The organism is Chloroflexota bacterium (assembly GCA_009840355.1).
In the GTDB taxonomy this organism is placed as follows: domain Bacteria; phylum Chloroflexota; class Dehalococcoidia; order Lucifugimonadales; family JADFKI01; genus Bin90.
Genome location: VXNZ01000004.1, coordinates 1 through 22,639 on the forward strand (window position 1 = coordinate 1; position 22,639 = coordinate 22,639).

Here is a 22,639-nt window from a genome sequence, read left to right on the forward strand (position 1 = left end):
ATTCTGTGCCATCTCGTAGCCGTCCTGCTTGCGAATCGCTTGCAATACCTCGACCTTCTTGTTCCTGAGCGACTCGGAATCGGCGTTGTTCGGCGGTTCCATGGCAACCAAAGTCAGCAGCTGCAACAGATGATTTTGCACCATATCGCGCACGACGCCGGACTCGTCGTAGAATCCGCCGCGCTCTTCCACCGTAATCTCCTCGGCAACGGTGATGCGCACATTGTCGATGTAGTTGCGATTCCACAGCGGCTCGAAAATCGCGTTCGCAAAGCGGAAGACCAGCAGGTTCTGCACCATGTGCTTGCCCAAGTAATGGTCGATGCGATAGACTTGGCTTTCGTCGAACACCTGCCCGACCAGATTGTCTAGCTCGACAGCGGAGCGCAAATCATTGCCGAATGGTTTTTCGATGACGACCCTGCGCCAGCCCGTCGTCTCAGCCGCGAGACCCTGCGCCTTGATGTTTCTGACCGCAGTCTCGAATAGCCATGGCGCGATGGATAGGTAGAATAGCCAGTTCGCGGGAACATCCGCGCCGCCGTCGAGCGTCTGTAAACCTCGCTTCAGAATGCCAAGCCCGTCCGAAGTGCCAAGATCGCCGCGAATGTAATGGATGCGGCTCGCGAACGCTCGCCAAGCGTCGCGCTGCGCCGCAAGATCGCGGAATTCGCTGACCTTGTTCCACATGAACTCGCGGTACGAATCGCTGTTGAAGTCCGACCGCGCGAAGCAGACGACCCGCAGGTTGTCCGGTATGCGCTTGCGGTAAGTCAGCTCGAACAGCGCGGGCATCAGCTTGCGCTGCGCGAGATCGCCCGTGCCGCCGAAGATGACGATGCTTGTGCTTGGCATGCCCATCACTCAGTCCTGCGCACGCTGTGCCCGCCGAATTGGTTGCGCATCGCGGCGAGCAGTTTCGCTCCGAACGGCGCATCCTGACGCGATCGAAAGCGCGCCTGCAACGACGCTGCGATAACAGGCATAGGCACGGCAAGGTCTATGGACTCTTCGAGCGTCCAGCGCCCTTCGCCGGAGTCTTCAACATACGCCTGTATGCCCGCCAGATCGCCGTCTTCATCCAGCGCCGCCGCGGTCAGATCAAGCAGCCACGAGCGCACGACGCTGCCGTAGCGCCAGATATGCGCGACCTGCGCCAGGTCGAAGTCCATATCCTGCTTGGCTTCCATCAGCTCGAAGCCCTCGGCGAACGCTTGCATCATCCCGTACTCGATGCCGTTGTGCACCATCTTCACAAAATGCCCCGCTCCTGACGGCCCCACACGACCATAGCCAATATTGTCGCCCGGTGCGAGCGTGCGAAATATCGGTTCGAGCCGCGCGTAGGCATCAGCATCGCCGCCGACCATCAGGCTATAGCCCTCTGTTAGCCCCCAAATACCGCCGCTCGTGCCGGCGTCCAACATCGAAATGCCGTGGGCTTGCAAGGCGTCGGCGCGGCGAATCGTGTCTTTGTAATTCGAATTGCCGCCGTCGATTACAGTATCACCCTCGGATAGCGCGCCGGATAGGGCATCTATCGTGCTGTCTGTAGTGTCGCCAGCCGGCACCATCACCCACACCGCGCGAGGCGGCGCAAGCAGCGACACAAGCTCTTCGATGGAACCTGACGAGACCGCGCCGCCACTCTTAGCCGCTCGACGAGCGGATTCATCCCGGTCGAACACGACAACCCGATGCCCGTTGCGCAGCAAGCGCAAGGTCATATTGCCGCCCATTCGCCCAAGCCCAATCATTCCAAGTTCCAAGATGCTATCCTCCGGAATGCGAAATTCATGCGCGTCAGTCAAGGCAGTTCGCCAAGTCGAATATAGTCTGCGCCGCATCGCGTGGCAGATTGATACGTGCGACCGGACGACCCAGCGCGGCAAGCGCATTAAGGTCGCCCTGTGCCTGCGCCGCGGCGAGCGTGCGGAATGTGAACGCCGCGTCAGGTATTGTAACATCGGCGCCGTCAAGCTGCGTCAATTGCAGAAACAACCCGTTCCCCGCGCCGCCCTTGTGCAACTGCCCAGTGGAATGCAGGTAGCGCGGTCCGTAGGCGAACGTAGTAGCAATACCACATGCCGCGCTAATCTTGCCGCGCAGGCGATCAATCGCAGATTCCAATTCAACAGTCGGTTTAGCGAATGCGGTAATGGCGAGATAGTCCCCGTCGCACACTTCGTTTATCAGTGCAACCAGCGAGCCAACGGTATCTATCGATGGCGCTATTCCCGTAGTGTGGTAGTCGGCGAGCAGGCGCTCGGTGTTGTCCTTTGCGCTCTGCACATCCGGCTGATCGAATGGGTGAATGCCGATCAGACTGCCAGCGACCGCGGTGGCAAACTGCCAGCGAAAGAACTCGCCGCCGATGTCGTGCCTGTCTTCCAGCGTCAACCTGACAGCAGGAATACCGGCAGACTCAACACGGTCGATGTACGAGTCAGTGTCCGCCGTATCATCGCCATTCAGCCGCGCATAGACGAACAACCTGTCATCACCGATGGCATCGACATCGAGGGACGGCTCGCCCGCAATCGGCACGATTCCGCTGCCATCTTTGCCCGTGCTTTCCGCCAAGAGCTGCTCTACCCACAATCCAAAGCCGTCAAGCGAAGGCGTCGAGACGACGGTCAGCTTGTCGCGACCGGCTACGGCATTCGTGCCGATGAAAGCGCCAAGCCACGCGCCCGGGTTATCCCGCGCAGGTATGCCCGGAGCGCACGCAGCGCCCATCGCAACTACGCGATCCAGCAGCGCGGCGATGTCAATGCCTATCAGAGCCGCAGGCACAAGGCCAAACAGCGATTGCGCCGAGTATCGCCCGCCAATGTCTGCCGGGTTCGTGAAAACGTGCCGGAATCCTTGCTCTTCCGCCAAGCGCTCTAGCGCCGTGCCGGAATCGCATATCGCTGCGAAATGCTGTCCGGCGTCGGCAGCGCCAAGTTCGCGTTCGACTTCGGCGCGGAAGTAGCGATAGAGCATATTCGGCTCAATGGTCGTGCCGGACTTGGACGCGACGATGAACAAAGTCTTGGTGCAATCAATAGCCTGCGATGCCTCCGCGATGGTATCCGGAATCGTGGTGTCCAGCACCAGCAGTTCCGGGTATCCGTCCGCGCTGCCGAACAGGCGCTGCAGTGCCAACGCGCCAAGGCTGCTGCCACCCATTCCCAGCAGAACGACAAGTCTATAGCCGTCGCCCTTCACTTCATCCGTGAAGGCTTGCAATTCAGCGACACGCCCGCGCATTTCGCCCGCAACGGTGAGCCAGCCGAGCCTATCAACAATCTCCGACGGATCGGACTTCCAGACGGTATGGTCGCGCTGCCAAATACGCTGCGGCACTTGCCGACTGTCCAAGTCGGCTATCGCGCTGGCTACAGAGTCTATGAGGCTGCTCATGGTTGATACCCGCTTGTCGTATCTGACTGCTTCGATATTGCCATTGTAGGCATTGGAGGGTAGAGATTCAATCCAGTTGAGAAATCGCTTGGCATGTACAAGTAATTCTTTGCGCCAGTGTTCGGTGCGCGAGTATAATTCCTCGCAATGAATTGTCAGATTACCAATCTACGTCTTCGAGCGACCGTTGCGATTCGTTAGAAGGCGTGGGCTAGGGCGTACAAGCACAGGCAGCCCGCCTCCTCCGTCACGAGGGCGATGGCTGATGCCGTGGTCTGCGCTCGCGTACGGCGACTACCGCATGCTGTGGCTGTCCGGCGTGGCGCAGATGCTCACGATGCAGATGCGAACGCTGGTCAGCGCCGTGTGGCTGTATGAAGCCACCGGATCGGGCCTGCAATTGGGGTTGCTTGGAGGCGTGCAACTGCTGGTGCAACTTCCGGCAATCCTGTACGGTGGCGCGCTTGCCGATCAAATCGACCGCAAGAAGCTGATGGCATACACGCAGCTCGTCAGCGTTGTGCTCATCGGCGTGATGACAGTGCTCGCGGCAACCGACAGCCTGCGCCCTTGGCACATCTACGCTGTGACCGCCATCCTGAGTGTGTCCAGCACACTGGGCAATCCGTCGCGTTCAGCGTTGACCGCGAATGTCGTGCCGCGCTCGCACCTGATGCACGCCGTAGCGCTGAACACCGCGACTTTCCAGATTGGCGCAGTCGCGGCACCGCTGGCGTTCTCCGCAGCCGTGTATCTGCTCAACAACAACTACGCCTACATATTTGGCATTACGACGCTCATAGCGCTGCCGAGCGTTGTAATGCCGCTGCTGATTCGCACTTCGGGCATTCCGCAGAACAGGCAGCAGGAAGGCTCGGTCATCAAGCGCATCATCGACGGCTTCCGATACGTCAAAGGGCATCCCATATTGCCCGGCTTGTATGCGATGGACATCGGCGTAACCATCGTTAGCCATTACCGGCAGATATTGCCGCTATTCGCGGACAGGCTGTTCAAGGGCGGCGCGGTTACCGTAGGCTACATGAACGCTGCGAACTCGGCAGGTGGCATACTCGGCACATTCTCGGTGCTGTTCCTGACGAACTTTCGGCGCAAGGGCATGATGGTCGTCATAGCCACGCTGATATACGCGTCACTGCTCATCGCGCTCGGCTTCACCACAGCGCTGTGGCTTGGGCTGATAATTCTTGCCGGGCTTGGCGCATCGGACGCCGTAGGAATGGCTACGCGCCAGACGACAGTGCAGCTCACCACATCGGACAACATGCGAGGACGCGCCGTCAGCTTCTCGTCCGTGTCTGCCATGACCGCGAACAACCTTGGCACACTCGAAGTCGGGGTGATGTCCGACCTAATCGGCGCGGACAACACGCTGATACTCGGCGGCGGCATCGGCATCGCCGTCGTGCTGATAGTGTGGTTGACAGTGCGCGGCATAAGAGAGTATCGCTATCCGGACGACTAATTGATTCCTTGACTAATTCGCCAACATCGCGAATTCTGCTATAGTATAGAATACAAGGTTCGGTACGATTCACTCACGCTAGAGGCAACGATATGACGACTCAGGGATACGCGAACCCAGACATTTTGGTTGACGGCGACTGGCTCGAAGCCCGATTGGACAACTCCGACATTCGCATCGTCGATTGCGATCCGTATGACGCTTACGGCAGGGCGCACATAAAGGGCGCGGTGGGCATTCCGGTACACCATTACATCAAGGAGCCGGGCTACGATGGCGACCCACGCGGAAATCCGCTAGTCGCGCCGCCGGACACGATGAAAGAATTGATGGAGCGCATGGGCATCGGCGACGATACTCTCGTCGTCTCATACGACAGCAACGGCGGATTGTGGTCAACCCGTTTCTGGTGGGTGCTCAACTACTACGGGCACACGAATGTAAAGGTGCTCAACGGCGGCTGGAAGAAGTGGTACGACGAAGGCCGCCCCACATCCATCAGCGCGGCGGCGGACGCGGGTGTTACATTCACGCCGCGCGCCAACGACAGCCTCGTCTGCACGCTGGACTACGGCGTCGCCAATGTGGGCAACGACGATGTAGTGTTCCTTGATGTGCGCTCGGACGGCGAGTGGGACGGCAGCAATTCGCGCGGCAACGCCCGCGCGGGCAGAATCCCCGGCGCCGTTCACCTTGAATGGCTGAACTTCATCACTGACGACAGTCATCAGACTATCAAGCCTGCGGACGAACTACGGGCGATGCTCGCCGAGGTGGGCGCGACGCCGGAAAAAGAAATCATCACCTATTGACAGGGCGGCATCCGTGCGGCGCACGGCGTGTTCATCCTGAAGCTGCTCGGATACGACCGGGCGCGAAATTACGACGGCTCTATGGGCGAGTGGGCAAACCGTGAAGGCACGCCGCTCGTCGTCTAGGCGCAGTTCATCAGACATATTTCAGATGCAAGTGAAGGTGCAGCGTTTCCTCTTACCTGAAAAGGAAACGCTGTATTTTCGCAGTGCAGTATCGCTAACAGGGCACAGTCAATGCGATGTTGGCGCTTTTCACTCATCCTTCGTAGCCTTCTCAAGTCTCCCTCCCGTCAAGAAGTAAGGGATTCTTCCCTATGCTAACGCGACTACTGCAGATACGGACTACTCAATGACAGATACGACAAACACGGCGTTGGACACGCAGCAGGCAGATACGCCTGCCATCCACGATTGCACCGATGAACTTGAGCGCATTCTGCAAGAGCGCATCATGGTTATGGACGGCTCGTGGGGCGTGATGCTGCAAGATTTGGGGCTTACGGAGGCGGAATATCGCGGCGAACGATTTGCTGACCATACCCACGAATTACGCGGCTGCATCGATGTGCTGTGCCTGACGCAGCCCGAAATCATTCGAGACGCCCAGCGGCAATACCTCGAGGCCGGAGCGGACATCCTGACCACGAATTCCTTCACCGCAACAACCTACGGCTTGGTAGAATTCGGTATAGAAGACTATGCATACGAGATAAACCGGACCGCGGCGCAGATTTCGCGCGAGACCGCGGATGAATTCACACAGCGCAATCCGGACAAGCCCCGATTCGTAGTGGGCAGCATCGGGCCTACGAATAAGACTCTGTCCATATCGCCCGATGTGAACGATCCGGCATACCGGGATGTTACTTTCAACGAGATGGTCGCTGCGTATTCCGAAGCGGTTCGAGGGCTACTGGACGGCGGCGCGCACATCCTGATGGTCGAGACGGTTTTTGACTCGCTTAACTCCAAAGCCGCGCTGTGCGCCATCGAATCAGTATGCGATGAGATTGGCACGCGCGTGCCGATAATGGTCTCTTTTACCGCCGTTGATCTTAGCGGGCGCAATCTTTCCGGGCAGACAGCCGAGGCGTTCTGCGCGTCCGTGTCACACATGCCCCTGCTCAGCCTGGGAATCAACTGCTCGCTCGGCAGCGACCAGATACGGCCGTTCCTGAGCGCGGTGTCCGCCGTATCGCCGAACTTCGTATCGTGCCACCCGAATGCCGGTCTGCCCAACGAATTCGGCGAATACGACGAATCCGCGTCGCACTTCGCCGCCAACATGGCCGATTTCACCGCAAGCGGACTGACAAATATCGTAGGCAGTTGCTGCGGTTCGACACCGGAGCACACGCGCGCAATCGCAAACGCCGTTGACGGCGCCGCGCCGCGCCGCCGTCCAGATGCTACCGGGAACACAATCCTGAGCGGTCTCGAAGCGCTTGAAGTTCGACCGGATTCCAACTTCGTAAACATCGGAGAACGGGCGAATGTTACCGGGTCAGCGCGGTTCAGGCGTCTCATCCGCAACGGCAAGTACGAAGAAGCCATCGCCATCGCGCGGCAGCAGGTCGAAGACGGCGCGCAGATTTTGGACATCAACATGGATGAGGGCATGCTGGACTCTGAGGCCGCGATGGAGCGCTACCTGAAGTTGCTCGCCGCCGAACCAGACATCTCGCGCGTGCCGGTAATGATTGACAGCAGCCGATTCAGCGTCATCGAGGCGGGTCTGAAGTGCATTCAGGGCAAGGGTGTGGTCAATTCCATCTCGCTGAAGGAAGGCGAAAGCGAGTTCCTGCGGCAGGCGCGGACGATACGGCGGTACGGCGCGGCAGTCGTGGTGATGGCATTCGACGAAGACGGGCAGGCAGATACAGTCGAGCGCAAGGTCGCCATCTGCGCACGTTCATTCGACATTCTCACCACACAAGCGGGCTTCGCGCCGCAGGACATCATCTTCGACCCGAACATCTTCGCCGTTGGCACCGGAATCGAAGAGCATAACGACTACGCTGTCGCGTTCATTGAAGCCATACGCGAGTTGAAACGCCGCTATCCGCACTCGCATGTGAGCGGCGGTGTCAGCAATGTGTCGTTTGCGTTCAGAGGCAACGACCCGGTCCGGGAGGCGCTTCACACAGTCTTCCTGTACCACGCCATCAAGGCAGGAATGGACTTCGGCATCGTCAACGCCGGTCAGCTACAAGTCTATGAGGCGATAGACCCGGCATTACGCGATGCGGCGGAAGACTTGATTCTCAATAGGCGTGACGACGCCACCGAACGGCTGCTGGCAATCGCGGAAAGTGGCACGCTGCAACAGCGTGACGACGGCGAATCAGGCAAGCAATCAACTGATTCTTGGCGCGAATTGCCCGTTGAAGAGCGCATACAACACGCGCTAGTCAACGGAATCGACGCATACATCGAAGGCGATGTCGAAGAGGCAAGGCTCGCGTCTGAGCGCGCTCTGCATGTGATCGAAGGTCCCTTAATGGCGGGCATGGATGTCGTCGGCGACCTGTTCGGCTCGGGGCGAATGTTTTTGCCGCAGGTGGTCAAGAGCGCGCGCGTGATGAAGAAGGCGGTCGCCGTGCTGGTGCCGCACATCGACGCCGAGAACGACGGCGAGGACGCTCTGCGTTCCAACGGCAAGATTGTCATTGCCACCGTCAAGGGCGATGTGCACGACATCGGCAAGAACATCGTGGGCGTGGTGCTGGGCTGCAACAACTACGAGGTCATCGACCTGGGAGTGATGGCACCGTTCCAGCACATTCTCGACGCCGCGCGCGAATTTGACGCCGATGTGGTCGGATTGAGCGGGCTGATAACGCCGTCGCTGGACGAAATGATGACGGTGGCGAGCGAGATGAACCGACAGGGATTCGACATTCCGCTGCTCATCGGCGGCGCGGCGACATCGCCCGCGCACACGGCGGTGCGAATCGCGCCGGAATACCCAAACGGCGTCATCCACGTACGGGACGCGTCGAGGTCAGTCACCACAATGAACGCACTGGTTAGCGACGACACGCGGCAGCGCACACTGGAAGAGACGGCAGAGCGCTATGCCGCAATCCGTGCCGACCGCGAGTCACGCAGGGCGCAGTCGCAGCTGCTCTCGCTGGAAGAGGCGCGGTCGCGGCGCTGGCAAATTGACGCATCCATAGTTGCACCACGACCGAAATTAAAGGGCACCAAGGTATTCGACAACTACCCGCTCGACGAGTTGGTGGACTACATCAGCTGGACGCCGTTCTTCGGCGCGTGGGAGCTGCGCGGCGCATACCCGGCGATATTCGACAGCCCGACATACGGCACAGAAGCGCGGAAGTTGTTCGACGACGCCCAATCGCTGCTGCGCGAAATGATCGAACAGAATGCGTTGACCGCCCGCGCGGTGATAGGCTTCTTCCCGGCGAACTCCGTGGGTGACGATGTGGAAGTCTATACGAACGACAGCCGCAGCGAAATCTTGGCGACCTTCCACTTCCTGCGCCAGCAGTGGGACAAGTCTCGTCAGCGCGCGAATTTGCCGCAGCAGGACTTCTGTCTAGCGGACTTCGTGCTGCCCAAACACGCGGGAACCGTGGACTACATCGGCGCGTTCGCGGTAACGGCGGGAGTCGGCGGCGACGAATACGCAGCATCACGCGAAGCGGCGAACGACGACTACAACGCAATCTTGTCCAGAGCGCTCGCGGACAGATTGGCGGAAGCGTTCAGTGAGCGGCTTCACGAACGCGTGCGGCGCGAATTCTGGGGTTACGCGCCAGCCGAGCGCCTCGACTACGAGCGCCTGCTGAAGGAAGAATACCAAGGCATTCGGCCCGCATTCGGATACCCCGCCTGCCCCGACCACACTGAGAACGCCACGCTGTGGAGCATCCTGGACGCCGAACAGCGCATCGGCACGCAACTCACTGAGAACTACGCCATTCTGCCCACGGCATCCACCGCAGGCTTGTATTTCGCGCACCCGGCAGCCCGATACTTTGGCGTAGGACGAATCGGCACAGACCAAGTGCAGGATTACGCGCGGCGAAAGGGAATGTCAGCGCGCGAAGTGGAACGGTGGTTGTCCGCGCATTTGGCGTAGCGACTAGAGTGACGAGAATCTCGTCAATGTCTCGCGCCTTTACTTCCCATTAAGTGGCAAAGGGACAATCGGCGCGGCATCAACTTGGCGCTGCGCATCTGCAACCTGACTCTCAGCCCTTCTTGCTCGGAATAACACAGTTTAGAAGAGCGCGGGGACAGACGAAGCGCACGCGGCAAGAGCATAACGCCTGTCGTTGTCTTTACCCGGGCTCACGGCTCCACCACCGTTAGCGTAAAGAACGAATCGTCCTCGTTGCTACAGTTGTCCTCGTCGTCGCAGGCGCTTAGGTAAACCGTCGTCGTGCCCATGTTGGACGCCTTCAGCCGCAAGACGCCCGTGTTCGTGATGCTGCTGCCAATCGCCAAATACGGCTTATCAACCTCGAAGAAGTAATCTACTATCAGGTCATCGTCCGGATCATCAAAGACTAGCGACACGTCCAGAACTTCCAACTCACCGACGGCAAGGGTCCTGTCCCGCAGTGCGCCCACAACATCCGGCCCTTTATTCAGCTCTTCATCCGGATCGGTAACGAACAGCACAAATGTCAGATCGGAGAAATCGCTGCAGCCCGCGTAGCTGCAAGCCCGCACCGACACCACGCTTCTGCCCTTTTCCGTGCCTTCTAGTGTGAGAATGCCTGCCCGCGAGATGTCGCTTTCCTCGGCAACTTCGGGCTTCTGCAGAATGTAGTCGTAGCGCGTGACTCGGTATCGCTCCGGCGCCTCGAACGAGTCGCTCACTGAGACATCAATCGACCTTCCTAATTTCACGGTTTGGTCAGGTACTTTGCCCACGACTGTCGGAGGCATTCGCGGCGGCTCAGTCACATCAAGGCGGAATAGCAATTTTTCGCTGACAGCAGTACTCTTGCCATCGCTCGCGCTAAGGGAAACAAGCGTAAAGCCCATCGACAAGCCTGTAGCATACAAAATGCCCGTGGCGGCGTCCGTGCGTAGTGCGGCGACCTTGCCGTCCGAATGCCAGACCGGATACTCCGCAATCGCCTCGCCGTCAGGGTCATCGAACAGCGTTGAAACATCAATCGAAATCGTCTCCCCTACACGGGTCGTATGGTCGTCGATGATTCCGGCCGCGACCGGCGGATTGTTGGGCGGCGGCAGTATTGTGAGCGTGAATCGCAACGCGTCCGCGATGCCGCCGCACCCGTGCGAGTCGCAGGCGCTGACTGACACTGCCGTATCGCCTTCCCGCACGCCTACAAGTTCTACGATGCGACGAAATCGGTCAACGCTGCCCGTTGCAAATTCGCCGTCGTCAATGTACAACTGATAGCCGATAATCTTGTCGGCCTCAAAGTCCCAAAATGCCCGCGCCAGAGGTGCCGCAATTGTCTCGCCCACACGCACTTGCTGATCGCCGATACCGCTGACTGCCTGCGGCGGCCGATTACGATATACAACATTCACCAGAACCGCCACATTGTCCGTCTCAGAACATTCCCCTCCGACACACAAGTTCAACGCAATCCAAGACTCCCCTTCACTGATGCCTGTAACCGTCAGCAGCCCGGTATATGTGTCAATATCCCCTTGTACGACAGAAGTATCGCTTACTATTGCCCTGTAGCGTAGCGCGCCATCGCGCTGCGTGTCCGCGAATGTCTTCGACGCGTCCAATACAAGCGATTCACCAACCAAGACCGTATGCCCACCAATGGCTGCGGGAATTTCCGGCTCACTGGTAGGAATAGGAGCTGGCGCAGGTGTGCTAACTTGCGTCGCAGTCGGAATGGCTGTAACGGCAACTGCCGTAGGCGTAGATTGCTGCACTATTACGGTTGGTTGCACCGTGCTAGTCGGAGTCGGGGTAGGTGCCAGCGGCACGCGCGTGGTTGGCATTGGCGTGGGTGTAGTTCCCACGATGACACTTGCAGCGGGCGTTGCGACAACCGTAAGCGAAACCGTTGGCGTAGGGGAACTCACAGGCGTTTGCGCAACTCGAGTTGGCAGGGCAGGCGGAGTCGGCAAGCCTCCGGTCAGCGGCTGCACCGGCGCAGTCGTCGGCAATGGCGTGGCTGTGGGCTGCGCGGTCGCAATAAGGTCGGCAACCCGCAGGGACTCCGAAGGTGCGCCGACCACTTCGACAAGCCAGTTGCCATCGTCCTGCTTTCTGGCGGCGAAGTTGTACGCTTGGTCGTTTATGCTGGCGTTCTGCGCTTCAAGGACCGTCGTAGCGTTGAGGAATAGGAAGGAAGCCGTGCCGGACTCATCAACGCGAAACTCTTCTGTGGTGGCAGGATATGTGCAACTATCGCCCGGCGAAACGACCTGCCCTACCCGACAGTCAGTTGACGCTTCAGAATCGCTGCTGGTAGCAGAAGGGGTCTGAGAGGTCAGTTGTGGCGAAGTTTGCGCTGAATCAGACTGCTCTACCTCTAGCGCGGATGCGCCGTCCGCCGACGGCGTGCCGGGCAATACCGGCGGCGTTTCGCGTGTGCATGCCGACAGCAGAAATACCGCAAGCAATAGCGACAAGAGTGGTGCGGAGTGAATTGAGTGCTTCAAAATCCTCGAAATTTACGGCTACTACACTATTAGCTCGACAACTTCTAGGATTATAAAGACACGAAATTGAGAATTTCAAGGAAGTAAATTGACGGTTCGCAGCCGCAAGGGGCGAATTTTGCGCAAGTGCCAGCGCTATACTCTCGCTTCGTCAATGAATTCGCACAATGAATCGCCAAATTCACGGCGCTGCCAGTTGCGGACTGGTTCGCTATGCATTTCATACTCGCACGCAGCCTCGTTGGCTGCGATCCGTTCAAGGCTTGCGGCGGGCCAGACTAGTGCTGGATCGATTTCTAAATCCTGTCCAACTTCGAGCCGCCACTGCTTTAGGCGGCGAAGCATCTTGCGAGCTGCCTCGCGATGCCTGAATGACCTGGCGGGCGGCCACGCTTCGCCGGTATGCGTGGACGCTCGACTGGGTCGTCTTCCAGGCCAATCGCAATCGCGCTTCGCAAGGATGACCGACGTCTGCCATAGGCGTAACTGCCGATTCCCTTGATTTCGGATATGTCGCACTCCGGGTCTTCGGCTATTGCCACCATCGCGGCATCCGAGAACACCTTGAATGGTGGACGGTCACGCATTATCGCCTCGTCTTCTCGGAAATCGTGCAGCGCGCGCAGGATTGCCAGCTCCCGTCCATTCAGCGCCTTGCTGCCCTTAACCAACAGGAAGGCGTGTTCGGCATCGACGTGCGTAAAGCGCACATTGGCAAGGCGCTCGCATTCCTCGCGCACCCAATCGACCCTTCCCAGTTCGTCGAGGCGATCGTGAAGAAAGTACGCGAGGCGTTCGAGATGCCTCACATCCTCTGCCGCGTACTCTCGCAGCTCACCTGTTATCGGGCGCACCGTCCAGTCCGCCCTTTGCAGCTTCTTTTCTTTAGGAATGTCAACATCGAGGCAATCCTTGAGCAGCGCGCCAAGACCAAGTCGTGTGTGTCCGCAGAATGCCGCAGCGATGCTGGTATCGAAGAGCGGATCGATATGAAACGACCAATCCCTATCCAGACTTCGTACATCGTAGTCGGCGGAGTGGAAAATCTTCACCACATCCGGCGAAGCAAGCAGTACACCAAGCGGCGACATGTCGTCTATGGCGATGGGATCGATGAGAAATACCCGGTCAGCAAATCCGAGCTGAACGAGACAGACATGCTCCGGATAACGGTGAAAGCCATTCGCCTCAAGGTCAACTGCCACGCGGGGTTGTGTCAGCGCAATATCGACAAGCGCCGCCAATTGCGAGTCGCTTGCAATCGACTGCGGGACAGACTCTGGCGTGCGTGCACTTATCGTAGGTGCCTTCCGCTTGGTGGGGATGGGATATCTGGCTCCGCAGGTAGGATTCGAACCTACGACCGATCGGTTAACAGCCGATTGCTCTACCACTGAGCTACTGCGGAGCGCTTGCCAAACCGCCGCTGGTAAGCGATGGTTACAGCCCGACTCATGATAACACTTGCCCAATCGTGCGGACAAGGTATTGAGCGATTTTGTCATCGGTCTCAATGACGGCGATTAGCAGCGTGTCAATTTGAACTGTGTAATTCGAGCTAAGGCTGCTCAAGTTCGTGAACGGTTAGGCGCGACGATTCTGGATTCCTCGCTTTGCTCGGAACGACAAGAGCGAGAAAATCAAGTATGCAAATAATCGGCGGCTGGTCGGCTGATGACAGTGCACAGGGCAGGAAAATCGCCACCGGCGCTACTGGCCCGGCGCGGCGATAAAGTCGTCGAGCGTCAGTAGAAGGCCGGAAGCGGCACGAGCGCCCATCAGGAACACGTTTGGTCTTCGCGGTGTGGTGGCGTAGAGTGATAGATCGTCTCGCGGCAGCAGGCGGACGCGCGTGGTCGGGTAGCCTGAATCTTCGTTGGTGATGATGCGCACCGATATGCCCTGCGGTCCCGTGAAGTTCAGGTTTTCTGTTTCCTGCTCCGGCGCGAATCCGCTGGCGATGAACCCTTCGAGCGTGCCAAGCACGGCGTTGACAGCGAACACATTCGCCGGTTCTAGGATGTCCGCGCTCTCTGCTATCCAGCCGCGTTCAACTCGGCGCAGTACGAAACTGCCGTCGGGGTACTCATACTCGATTGCTTCGATAGCGTCACGGGGGATGCTCGTCACAACGGGGTCGCGCCAGCCGTCTGCGCTGGAATCGAAGATGTTCCCGAATGGGCAGGGAATGGCATACACTTCGTTGCGCGCGGGCTTGCGCAGGTAGCACAGCCGCACTTCCTGCGACCAATTGCCGACGATGAACTCTTCCTGCTTGAATTCGCCCAGCCAGAACGCCACATTGACGCCCTGCCCTTCCAGCACGCCCATTCGCTCGTGGCTCGCGGGATTGCGGGCGACCAACTGCGCGCCGTCTATGTCGGCAGCCGCAGTCCAAAGCTGGTTAAGTTTCGGCACGAACGCGTTCTCGCGCTCGACCTGCCAGACATCGTTAATCTTGTCCAATCTGGCTTCACTGCCAACAGGTGCGGGCGCGGTTATGGTAACGCGGTCGATGACGTCCGGCGATACGGGCAGTATGCCCTCGAGCGTAAGTTCGCTCGAGCCGGCGGCAATCAGCCGTATCACCAGCCCGACGACGCCAATCGCGATCAAGGCTATGAGGACATAGCCTACCTGTTTACTCCCCACGAATGTACGTCCTTAACCCTTTTCTACGCCGTGTAACGTAGCGGATAATGCCTAGCGCGATGAACACAATCGGAATGCCCGCGACATTCGCCAACTGCACAACGCTGCGGTGCGTCGGCGAGCTGAATGTCAGGTTGCGCGTCGTAATGACCTTGGAGCGAATCTCCGCCAAGTTCTCTTCCTGCGCGAGCCAGTCGATTAGGTTCAGACCGAGTGCGAGATTTTCCTGCGCCTGATTGACGAACGGGTCGGTGAGCCAGTCCGAGTCGCCGACGACCACCAGCCTGAACGCGCTTGCGCCGTTCTGCCGCGCTTCAAGCGATTCAATTGCCACACCCATGTCGCTCTCGAAAAGCTGACGGTCGGTTACATCCAGCTGCTCGGATTCAGGTGATACATCGCCATACGCATAGTCAACCGAGGCGAACGGGGATGTGCGCATTAGTGGGATCACTTCGACATTGCCGACCTGCGAGTCGGTGATGCCCAGCGAACTCGACCACGGCATCAGAACGGATTCGACATCGCCCGCAACTTTGCGGTCAACGGTCGGCACGCGCGGCCAATACGGATACGGCAGCATCACGGTGCCGAGCGTAATCGTCTCGTTCGAGCGCAAGTCGAATACGAGATTATCTTCTACCAAAATGCCATACGGTTCCAGGAAGTCGCCGAAGTGGAACTGATTGGGGAATGCCGCCATCTGCTGCGGCGTTACGAATACGGGATCGACGAGCGCCAGCAATTTGCCGCCGTTCTGCAGGTAGGCGTTTATCGCTTCGTATTCCTGCGCCGACATGCGCTGCGTCGGGCCGGCGACGACGAGCACATCAACTCCGGTCAAATCCAGCGGCGTCTCGCCGTCGGACGGCAGCTCGGCTAGGTTGTATTGCTGCGAAAGCAGTCTGCCCAGTTCCCTAAAATTCTCTTCCAGCGGCTTTTCGCCATGCCCTGTCAAGAACGCGATGGTCTTGCGTTCGACATCCTGCTGCAACATATTGTAGGCGAGCGTGGCAACGCGATACTCGAAGCCGTCAAGCGAGCGAATGAACGGTATGACCTCGCGCCTGTCGGTGTATGTCATCGCCAAGCCTAAGAAGCCGTTCTTGATTTCCAAGCCGTTTGGAGTCTGCACATTGAACTGCTGCGGCTCGATGCCCGCTAGCTGTGCCTTGCGCGCCGTGTCCTGCGCCTCACGATAGGCGTTGTTCGCGGATGTCAGCGCGGTCTGTGCGGCGAGAGCGGTTTCTTCGCTGTCGGCGTTCAGCACGGCGTCTTGCGCGCTCTCCAACGCCCGCTGCGCCTGTTCTAATTCCTGAAAATCTAGGAAGCGCCGCACCAGCGTTACATCGCCGGAATTGCCCGCAAGGTCTTCGAGAAAGTCGTTGATGTCCCGGGCAACTAGGTCAACCTGCACCGGCGGGTCTGCCGATTCGTACAATTCTATGGTCAGCAAGTCGTCCAAGCCGGACAGAATCTGTTCTGTTCCGTCGCTGAGCGTGTACACCTTGTCGGCGGTCAGGTCTAGGCGCCCCTTCACGGATGCGCCGAACCAGCCGACAAGGATGCTCAATACTATGAGCGCGGCGGTGCCGAGCTGCAAGTTGCGATACTGTATTGTGCGATGGCTAAGCGTCCGTCCGCGTACGCTCAAGAATGTCGCGCTGAGGAATGTCGATACGATTGCCACGAAATACAGCACATCGCGCAGGTCGATTACCCCGCGCGCGATGCTGGAGAAGTGCGTGACCGGGCTGAGCGATTGGAGCAGCGTGGCGAACTGCCCAGGCAGCGTAACGCCGACCGCGTCCAAACCCAGCAGCATCAGCACGAGTGTTACGAACAGCCCTAAAATGAACGACACAATCTGATTGCGCGTCAGGCTGGATGTGAACAGCCCGATGGACACCAACGACGCTGCCAAGAATATGCTGCCGATGTACTGCGCGACAATCGCGCCCCAGTCTAGGTTGCCCGCCGTCATCAACGACAGCGGTATGCCGATGGTGGACAGAACCGCGATAGTGACGAACGCGAGCCCCGCTGTGAATTTGGCGAGAAGTATGACCCATCCTTGAATGGGCTGAGTCAGCAGGATTTCCAGAGTGCCGTCGCGCTGCTCTTCGGCGAGAAGGCGCATCGTGGCGGCGGGCACAAGCAGTGCGAGCAGCCACGGGATAGACGGACTTTCCACGGCGAAGTCCACCGTGAACAACGGGCGTAACGACGCCTCAGATGTTACGAATGCGGAGCGAAAGAAAGACCACGAAAGCAGCGCGAGAAATACTACAATGAGAATGTAGCCCGTGGGCTGGTCAAAGTAGCCTTTCAGGTCCTTTCGGATGAGCGCGCGGAAAGATCGCATCGGTTATTCGTTGTCCTCCGAGCTTTGCGCCTGCTGCCCGGCGGCAGTCAGCGACACAAACACATCCTCCATCCGCGCGCGGTCTTCACGCAGTTCCCACAGCACCCAGTCGCGCTGTTTGGCGAGGCGGAATATGTCCGGACGCAGATCGGTCGAGTTGCCGTCCGCCGTAATCGTGTAGCGCTTTCTGCCGTCCACCGATTCGTGGCGCTCGATATCAGCCACTCCGTCTAGCGCGGTTAGCGGTCGTTCCACATCGTTGCCCTCAACTTCGATGTGCACCGTGCGGATGCCCTGAGCGCGCTCCAGCAGTTCCTTCACCGTGCTATCGGCGACCAGCTTGCCGCGGCTGATGAGCAGGATGCGCTCGCAGGTGTTCTCCACTTCCTGCATCACATGCGTGCTGAGCATCACCGTGCGCTCCTGCCCAAGCGATCGGATGAGATCGCGGATGGTCAGGCGCTGGTTCGGGTCAAGCCCTTCCGTCGGCTCGTCAAGAATGAGGATGGACGGGCGATGCACAATCGCCTGCGCCAAGCCGACGCGCTGCTTGTACCCCTTGGAGAGCTGGCCGATTGGACGCATATAGACATCCTGCAAGCCTGTCTCTTCAACCGTCTGCGCGATGTTCTCGCGCCTGCCCTGCTTGGTCAGTCCGCGCAGGTCGGCGACGAAATCGAGGTACTCGCTTACCAGCAGATCGGCGTAAACGGGGTTGTTTTCGGGCAGATAGCCAATTCGTTCGCGCGTGGCGATGTCGTGGTCTTTCGTGTCAAGACCGTCGATGTTAATGCCGCCGACATCGGGCGTGTAAAACGAAGTGAGCATACGCATCGTGGTCGTTTTACCGGAGCCATTCGGCCCCAGAAAACCCACGACTTCGCCCTTCCTGACGCTGAAAGTTAGGTCGTTCACCGCCGCAAGTTCGCCGAAGAACTTAGACACGCCGCTGACTTCGATGCTCACATCGGCACCGTTACTCGCGCTAGTTTTAGTATTCTGCTCGGCAGTCGTCATAACCTAGTGCCTCCACAGAGTTGAACGCCAATATCCCGGAACGGTTAGCAGTCAAACACCACTCTGAACAATTCAGGCGGGCACACCCTTCTCTCGCGTCCCTGCGAAGAATTATATCAAATGTAATTCGCGCGAACAAAAAGGGGCAGGCACAACACCTGCCCCGGTTTCCGCGATACCGCCGTTAAGCCTAGTCGTCGTAGGGCGCAGGCAGCTTCGGCGGGTTCAGCTCGGTGATGAGCGATTCGGTGGTGAGAATCATGCCCGCAACGCTCGCCGCGTTCTCTAGCGCCGACCTGACGACCTTCGTCGGGTCAACGATACCCAGTTCGAACATGCTGCCGAACACACCATCCTCCGCATCGAAGCCGTAGTCGCCCTCGCCTCTGCGTACATCGTCCAGCACGACCACGCCGCTGTAGCCGGCGTTGTCCGAAATCAGCGTGAGCGGAGCTTCGGTGGCGGCGAATGTGATGTCCGCGCCGGTTCGCACATCGCCCTCCGCGTCTATCTCGCCACGTCCTGCTTGCGATGCGCGGAGCAATGTAGTACCGCCGCCGGGCACAATGCCTTCTTCCATAGCCGCGCGCGTTGCCGATAGTGCGTCTTGCAAGCGGTCGCGCTTCTCGCGCAACTCGATCTCCGTCGCCGCGCCAACCTTCAGGATGGCGACACCGCCCGAGAGTTTGGCTGCTCGCTCTTCAAGCTTTTCGCGGTCGTAGTCGGATGTGGTTTCCAACGCCTGCTGTCGAATCTGGTGGATACGCGCCTCGATGTCCTGCGGATTCCCCGTGCCTTCGACGAATGTCGTGTCGTCCTTGGTGGCGATTACCTTGCGGCAGCGTCCGAGGTCTTCAATCGTGGCGGAGTCCAGGCTGCGGCCGATTTCGGCGCTGATAACATTCGCGCCGAACAAGATCGCCATGTCGTCGAGGATCGCCTTGCGCCGCTCGCCGAAACCGGGCGCCTTCACAGCGAGCGCGTTAAGGTTGCCGCGCAGCTTGTTGACGACCAGCGTCGCGAGCGCCTCGCCATCGACATCCTCAGCGATGATGACGATGTTTCGGCTGACCGCGCTCATCTGTTCAAGAAGCGGAAGGATGTCGGAAATCGAAGAAATCTTCTCGGATGTAAGCAGGATGTACGGCTCGTCAATTTCAGTCGCCAATTTGTCCTGGTCGGTTACGAAGTACGGCGAGAGATAGCCGCGGTCAATGTCCATACCTTCGACATACTCGGTCTCGTAGCCCATCGTCCGTGACTCTTCGACAGTGATGGTGCCCTGCGCGCCGACCTTGTTCAGCACATCGGCGATGAGTGTCCCCATCTCGTCTTCGTGCGCCGCAAGCACCGCAATTTGCCGTATCTGCTCGTAGCCGGACACAGGCACGGACATATTCGCTATCTCAGATTTCATCAGATCGACCGCGAGGTCGATGCCTGTCTTGAGCGCCATCGGGTTCGCGCCGGCTGCCATATTCTTGAAGCCCTGCTGAATGATGCTCTGCGCGAGAATGGTCGAAGTCGTAGTGCCGTCGCCTACCACGTCGTTTGTCTGGCTGGCGGCAACCTTGACTAGCTGCGCGCCCATATTCTCGAACGGCTCTTCAAGCTCGATTTCCTTGGCGATGGTAACGCCGTCGCTGCAAATCTGCGGCGGACCAAACTCTTGGTCAAGCACCACGTTGCGCCCGCTCGGTCCCAGTGTGGACCCTACCGCTCTCGCCAGCGTTCCTATTCCATCGAGTAGCTGCCGCCATGCTTCTTCTCGGTCTCGAAACTGCTTCGCCATCTATGACACCTCTTCGCTGGATGTGTTGCAGAACTATGAACTCAATATCATCTATTACAATTATACAAGGCACCGCTATTCGCTGCCAACAGAAATCGGAAACGGAGCCGTTGGCGCGCTATCTTGCTTATCTTGTGTATCGCTTCAGGTTCTTTGATGTAGATTCTCTACTGATGCACGGCGTTTCCGGCTCCGCCACCTGCCGCAATCGCCTCACCGGTTATCGCGCCGGCCTTGGGCGATGCAATGAACGCCGCTACATAGGCTACTTCCGATGCCTCGATGATGCGGCCAACGGCGATGCCGGACGCGACCTGCGCTTCCACTTCGGCGCGCGTCGTGCCTTCGCGCTGAGCCTGCGCTTCGTACATCGGGACTGACCGCTCGGTTATCGTCGTGCCGGGATGTATGACATTCACGGTTATGCCAAACTGACCAAGTTCGGCGGACATTGTCTTCGTCATGTGCACCAGCGACAGGTTGCGCAGACCGCTGTATGTGCCTGCGTTTCGCGCCGCCAAGCCGCCTATGTTGATGATGCGTCCCCAACCTGTGCGCCGCATGTGCGGAGCAGCCGCCTTCGCGCAGCGCAGGTAGCCGACGACCTTGGTGTCGATGTCGATTAGCAGGTCGTCGGTATTCGCGTATTCCAAGCCGCCGCCGACCAAGCCGCCGGGCGCCGCCGCATTGTTGATGAGAATATCGATGCCGCCAAGCTCCTCAGCGGCGATGGCGACCAAATTTCGCACATCCTCATCGCTGGTGGTGTCCGCCTGCATGGTGACGAGCCGTCTGCCTGAATTTGACATTTCGTAGCGTCTGGCGCTGCGACCGGGTCCGAAAGGTCGTGGAAATGCGGTTGGGCTACCCATGAGCGCCGCAAGCTCGCGTCCCGTCGTATTGAGCGTGTCCTGATTGCGCGCGGCAATGGCAATGTCAACGCCCTCTTTGGCAAGTTCCACCGCAATCGCCTTGCCTATGCCGCGGCTGCTGCCGGTTATGAGCGCCTTCTTGCCAACGAGTTCCAAGTCCATAGTTCTCTCCTCTGTCGTTCAAATTGTCCCTTTCCCTTGACGAGGGAAGGTTAGGATTGGGGGTGTGAGCGGATTCTTGTACATCGTGCCATCCGCCCAGCCCATTGGCATTCGTCATAGATATTCGTCGAAAAAGTCAAACGCTTTGTTCGCGGCGAAGGCGTGTCCGCCGGGATGAATGTCCGCCCAGAGACTTTCAGACGCGCCCGCCGCAGCATAAATCGGCTTGACGCCTTCGTAGCCCTTCAGTAAGTCTTCAATCGGAAATGTCGTGTCGTGGACGCCCATCTCAAGCAGCAGCGGACGAGGCGCGATGAGTCCGGCGATGTCGTGCGTATCCAAGTATCGATAGATTTCCGGCACGATCTGCGATCCGCAAAAGTCCGCGTCCGCTATGCCGAAGCCCGCCCACGGATTGACATAGCCCATAATGTCCGCCGCCTTGATTCGCGGCTCGATTGCCGCAGTGAAGGTAGTCATCGTGCCGCCCTGCGACAGTCCCATCATGCCGATTCTGTCGGGATCGACTTCCGGCCTGCCTTGCAAGTAATCTATGCAGCGCATCATATCCCAAATGTTCAGCGTCAGCGTGTACACGCCCATAATCGCGCCGCGCACGAAGTTGACATTGCACCTGTCACGGCCGGGATATGGGTCCGCGCCGTCCGCTCGCTCGCCGAAGCAGCGCAGGTCAGGGCTGATGGTGAGATAGCCTCTGCGCGCCATCTGCTCGGCGTAGTTGTAGTTGTGCCGCGCCATATTCTCGCGCAATGGAGCGGACGATGCGTTGCCCGCGACAGGCTCTTTGCCAAACGGACCATGACCGTGGCTGCAAAGTATCGCCGGCGCGCTGCCATTGTGCGGCATGCCGGCAGGCTTCAGCACCACGCACGGCACGGACATGTGCTCTTCCGAGTCGAATACTACGCGCTCGCGAATAATGCCGTCTTCTTCGACTGAGTAGATGACTTCCGCCGCAAGATCAACCGGCTCAGGAAAATCGCCCAGCAGTTCAAGCAATTTTGCCTGCGCGACAGCGCGCCACTCCAGCCAATCAGCCAGCGTTTCGCCACAAAACGACATTCGCGGCGTCCAACACTCGGCACGGCGATTGAAGTAGTCGATCATGGAAAAGTTGCGGCGCGCCAATGTGAACTCCCATCAGCAAGAAATCAGCCCCTAGACGCGCGCAAATCATATCATATTAAAGTGCGGCGCACAGGGAACAGGTGTCGGCGGATTATTCAGGGTCTTTCGGTTATCGCCCTACACGGAGTGAAGGAACTAAAATCTAGGCAAACAAACAAGATTTACCACAGTCAGCGATTTCAGATTTCTCGCTACGCTGGAAATGACAAGGAAGTAGTGCGGAGCATCGTGGCAAAGAAAATGTAATCAAAAGGCCTTCCAGCCGCTCGCCTCAACTTGGCA

At 58.7% G+C, this 22,639-nt stretch carries 13 protein-coding genes, 1 tRNA gene and 1 pseudogene; 3 read left to right on the forward strand and 12 right to left on the reverse strand.

The genetic code is table 11. From position 1 onward, the window contains the following. From F4X57_00645 to F4X57_00655, 3 genes are all read right to left on the reverse strand, one after another. Nucleotides 1-861: glucose-6-phosphate dehydrogenase (NADP(+)) (locus tag F4X57_00645; GenBank protein ID MYC05686.1), on the reverse strand; the 861-nt coding region annotated here is incomplete at its 3' end. After that, nucleotides 861-1,769, reverse strand: a complete 909-nt coding sequence (gnd, locus tag F4X57_00650) for a decarboxylating 6-phosphogluconate dehydrogenase (protein MYC05687.1) — start codon at nucleotides 1,767-1,769, stop codon at nucleotides 861-863. The genes F4X57_00645 and gnd, both read right to left, overlap by 1 nt. Before the next feature lie 34 nt (nucleotides 1,770-1,803). After that, on the reverse strand, nucleotides 1,804-3,408 hold the full coding sequence (locus F4X57_00655) for a glucose-6-phosphate isomerase (GenBank protein MYC05688.1): 1,605 nt from the start codon (nucleotides 3,406-3,408) through the stop codon (nucleotides 1,804-1,806). Nucleotides 3,409-3,673: 265 nt separating this feature from the next. On the opposite strand from F4X57_00655, the gene F4X57_00660 reads away from it, so the two are divergent. From F4X57_00660 to metH, 3 genes are all read left to right on the forward strand, one after another. After that, nucleotides 3,674-4,894 (forward strand): MFS transporter, encoded by a 1,221-nt coding sequence (locus F4X57_00660; protein ID MYC05689.1) that lies wholly within the window; start codon nucleotides 3,674-3,676, stop codon nucleotides 4,892-4,894. 92 nt (nucleotides 4,895-4,986) lie between these two features. Further along, nucleotides 4,987-5,706, forward strand: a complete 720-nt coding sequence (locus tag F4X57_00665) for a sulfurtransferase (GenBank protein MYC05690.1) — start codon at nucleotides 4,987-4,989, stop codon at nucleotides 5,704-5,706. Nucleotides 5,707-6,112: 406 nt separating this feature from the next. Further along, nucleotides 6,113-9,817, forward strand: a complete 3,705-nt coding sequence (gene metH, locus F4X57_00670) for a methionine synthase (protein MYC05691.1) — start codon at nucleotides 6,113-6,115, stop codon at nucleotides 9,815-9,817. Between the two features lie 212 nt (nucleotides 9,818-10,029). Here the strand turns inward: metH and F4X57_00675 are convergent, their stop codons facing one another. The 9 genes and pseudogenes from F4X57_00675 to F4X57_00715 form a co-directional block, all read right to left on the reverse strand. Then, a complete protein-coding gene (locus F4X57_00675) occupies nucleotides 10,030-12,348 on the reverse strand; it encodes a hypothetical protein (protein ID MYC05692.1) in 2,319 nt (772 codons plus the stop codon). 764 nt (nucleotides 12,349-13,112) lie between these two features. Next, a pseudogene (locus tag F4X57_00680) lies at nucleotides 13,113-13,673 on the reverse strand (ribonuclease D). 8 nt (nucleotides 13,674-13,681) lie between these two features. Continuing rightward, nucleotides 13,682-13,756: transfer RNA gene (locus F4X57_00685), tRNA-Asn, on the reverse strand. Between the two features lie 302 nt (nucleotides 13,757-14,058). Continuing rightward, nucleotides 14,059-15,000, reverse strand: coding sequence for a DUF4340 domain-containing protein (locus F4X57_00690; GenBank protein MYC05693.1), 942 nt, complete (start codon nucleotides 14,998-15,000; stop codon nucleotides 14,059-14,061). Beyond that, nucleotides 14,990-17,365, reverse strand: coding sequence for an ABC transporter permease subunit (locus F4X57_00695; protein ID MYC05694.1), 2,376 nt, complete (start codon nucleotides 17,363-17,365; stop codon nucleotides 14,990-14,992). Before F4X57_00695 ends, F4X57_00690 begins: the two co-directional genes overlap by 11 nt. A gap of 3 nt (nucleotides 17,366-17,368) precedes the next feature. After that, nucleotides 17,369-18,382 carry an ATP-binding cassette domain-containing protein gene (locus tag F4X57_00700; GenBank protein MYC05695.1) on the reverse strand — a complete coding sequence of 338 codons (1,014 nt, stop codon included), beginning with the start codon at nucleotides 18,380-18,382 and terminating at the stop codon, nucleotides 17,369-17,371. Between the two features lie 190 nt (nucleotides 18,383-18,572). After that, a complete protein-coding gene (gene groL, locus F4X57_00705) occupies nucleotides 18,573-20,174 on the reverse strand; it encodes a chaperonin GroEL (protein ID MYC05696.1) in 1,602 nt (533 codons plus the stop codon). Nucleotides 20,175-20,341: 167 nt separating this feature from the next. Beyond that, entirely contained in the window at nucleotides 20,342-21,208 is an 867-nt protein-coding gene (locus tag F4X57_00710; protein ID MYC05697.1) for an SDR family oxidoreductase, read from the reverse strand. Nucleotides 21,209-21,322: 114 nt separating this feature from the next. Beyond that, a complete protein-coding gene (locus F4X57_00715) occupies nucleotides 21,323-22,357 on the reverse strand; it encodes a prolyl oligopeptidase family serine peptidase (GenBank protein ID MYC05698.1) in 1,035 nt (344 codons plus the stop codon). Nucleotides 22,358-22,639: the final 282 nt, after the last annotated feature.

Excerpts from the sequence above, each read along its gene's own strand:
- F4X57_00665 (MYC05690.1), top strand. The coding sequence starts at position 4,987 with ATGACGACTCAGGGATACGCGAACCCAGACATTTTGGTTGACGGCGAC.
- F4X57_00660 (MYC05689.1), top strand. The coding sequence starts at position 3,674 with ATGCCGTGGTCTGCGCTCGCGTACGGCGACTACCGCATGCTGTGGCTG.
- groL (MYC05696.1), bottom strand. The coding sequence starts at position 20,174 with ATGGCGAAGCAGTTTCGAGACCGAGAAGAAGCATGGCGGCAGCTACTC.
- F4X57_00700 (MYC05695.1), bottom strand. The coding sequence starts at position 18,382 with ATGACGACTGCCGAGCAGAATACTAAAACTAGCGCGAGTAACGGTGCC.
- F4X57_00695 (MYC05694.1), bottom strand. The coding sequence starts at position 17,365 with ATGCGATCTTTCCGCGCGCTCATCCGAAAGGACCTGAAAGGCTACTTT.
- F4X57_00710 (MYC05697.1), bottom strand. The coding sequence starts at position 21,208 with ATGGACTTGGAACTCGTTGGCAAGAAGGCGCTCATAACCGGCAGCAGC.
- F4X57_00655 (MYC05688.1), bottom strand. The coding sequence starts at position 3,408 with ATGAGCAGCCTCATAGACTCTGTAGCCAGCGCGATAGCCGACTTGGAC.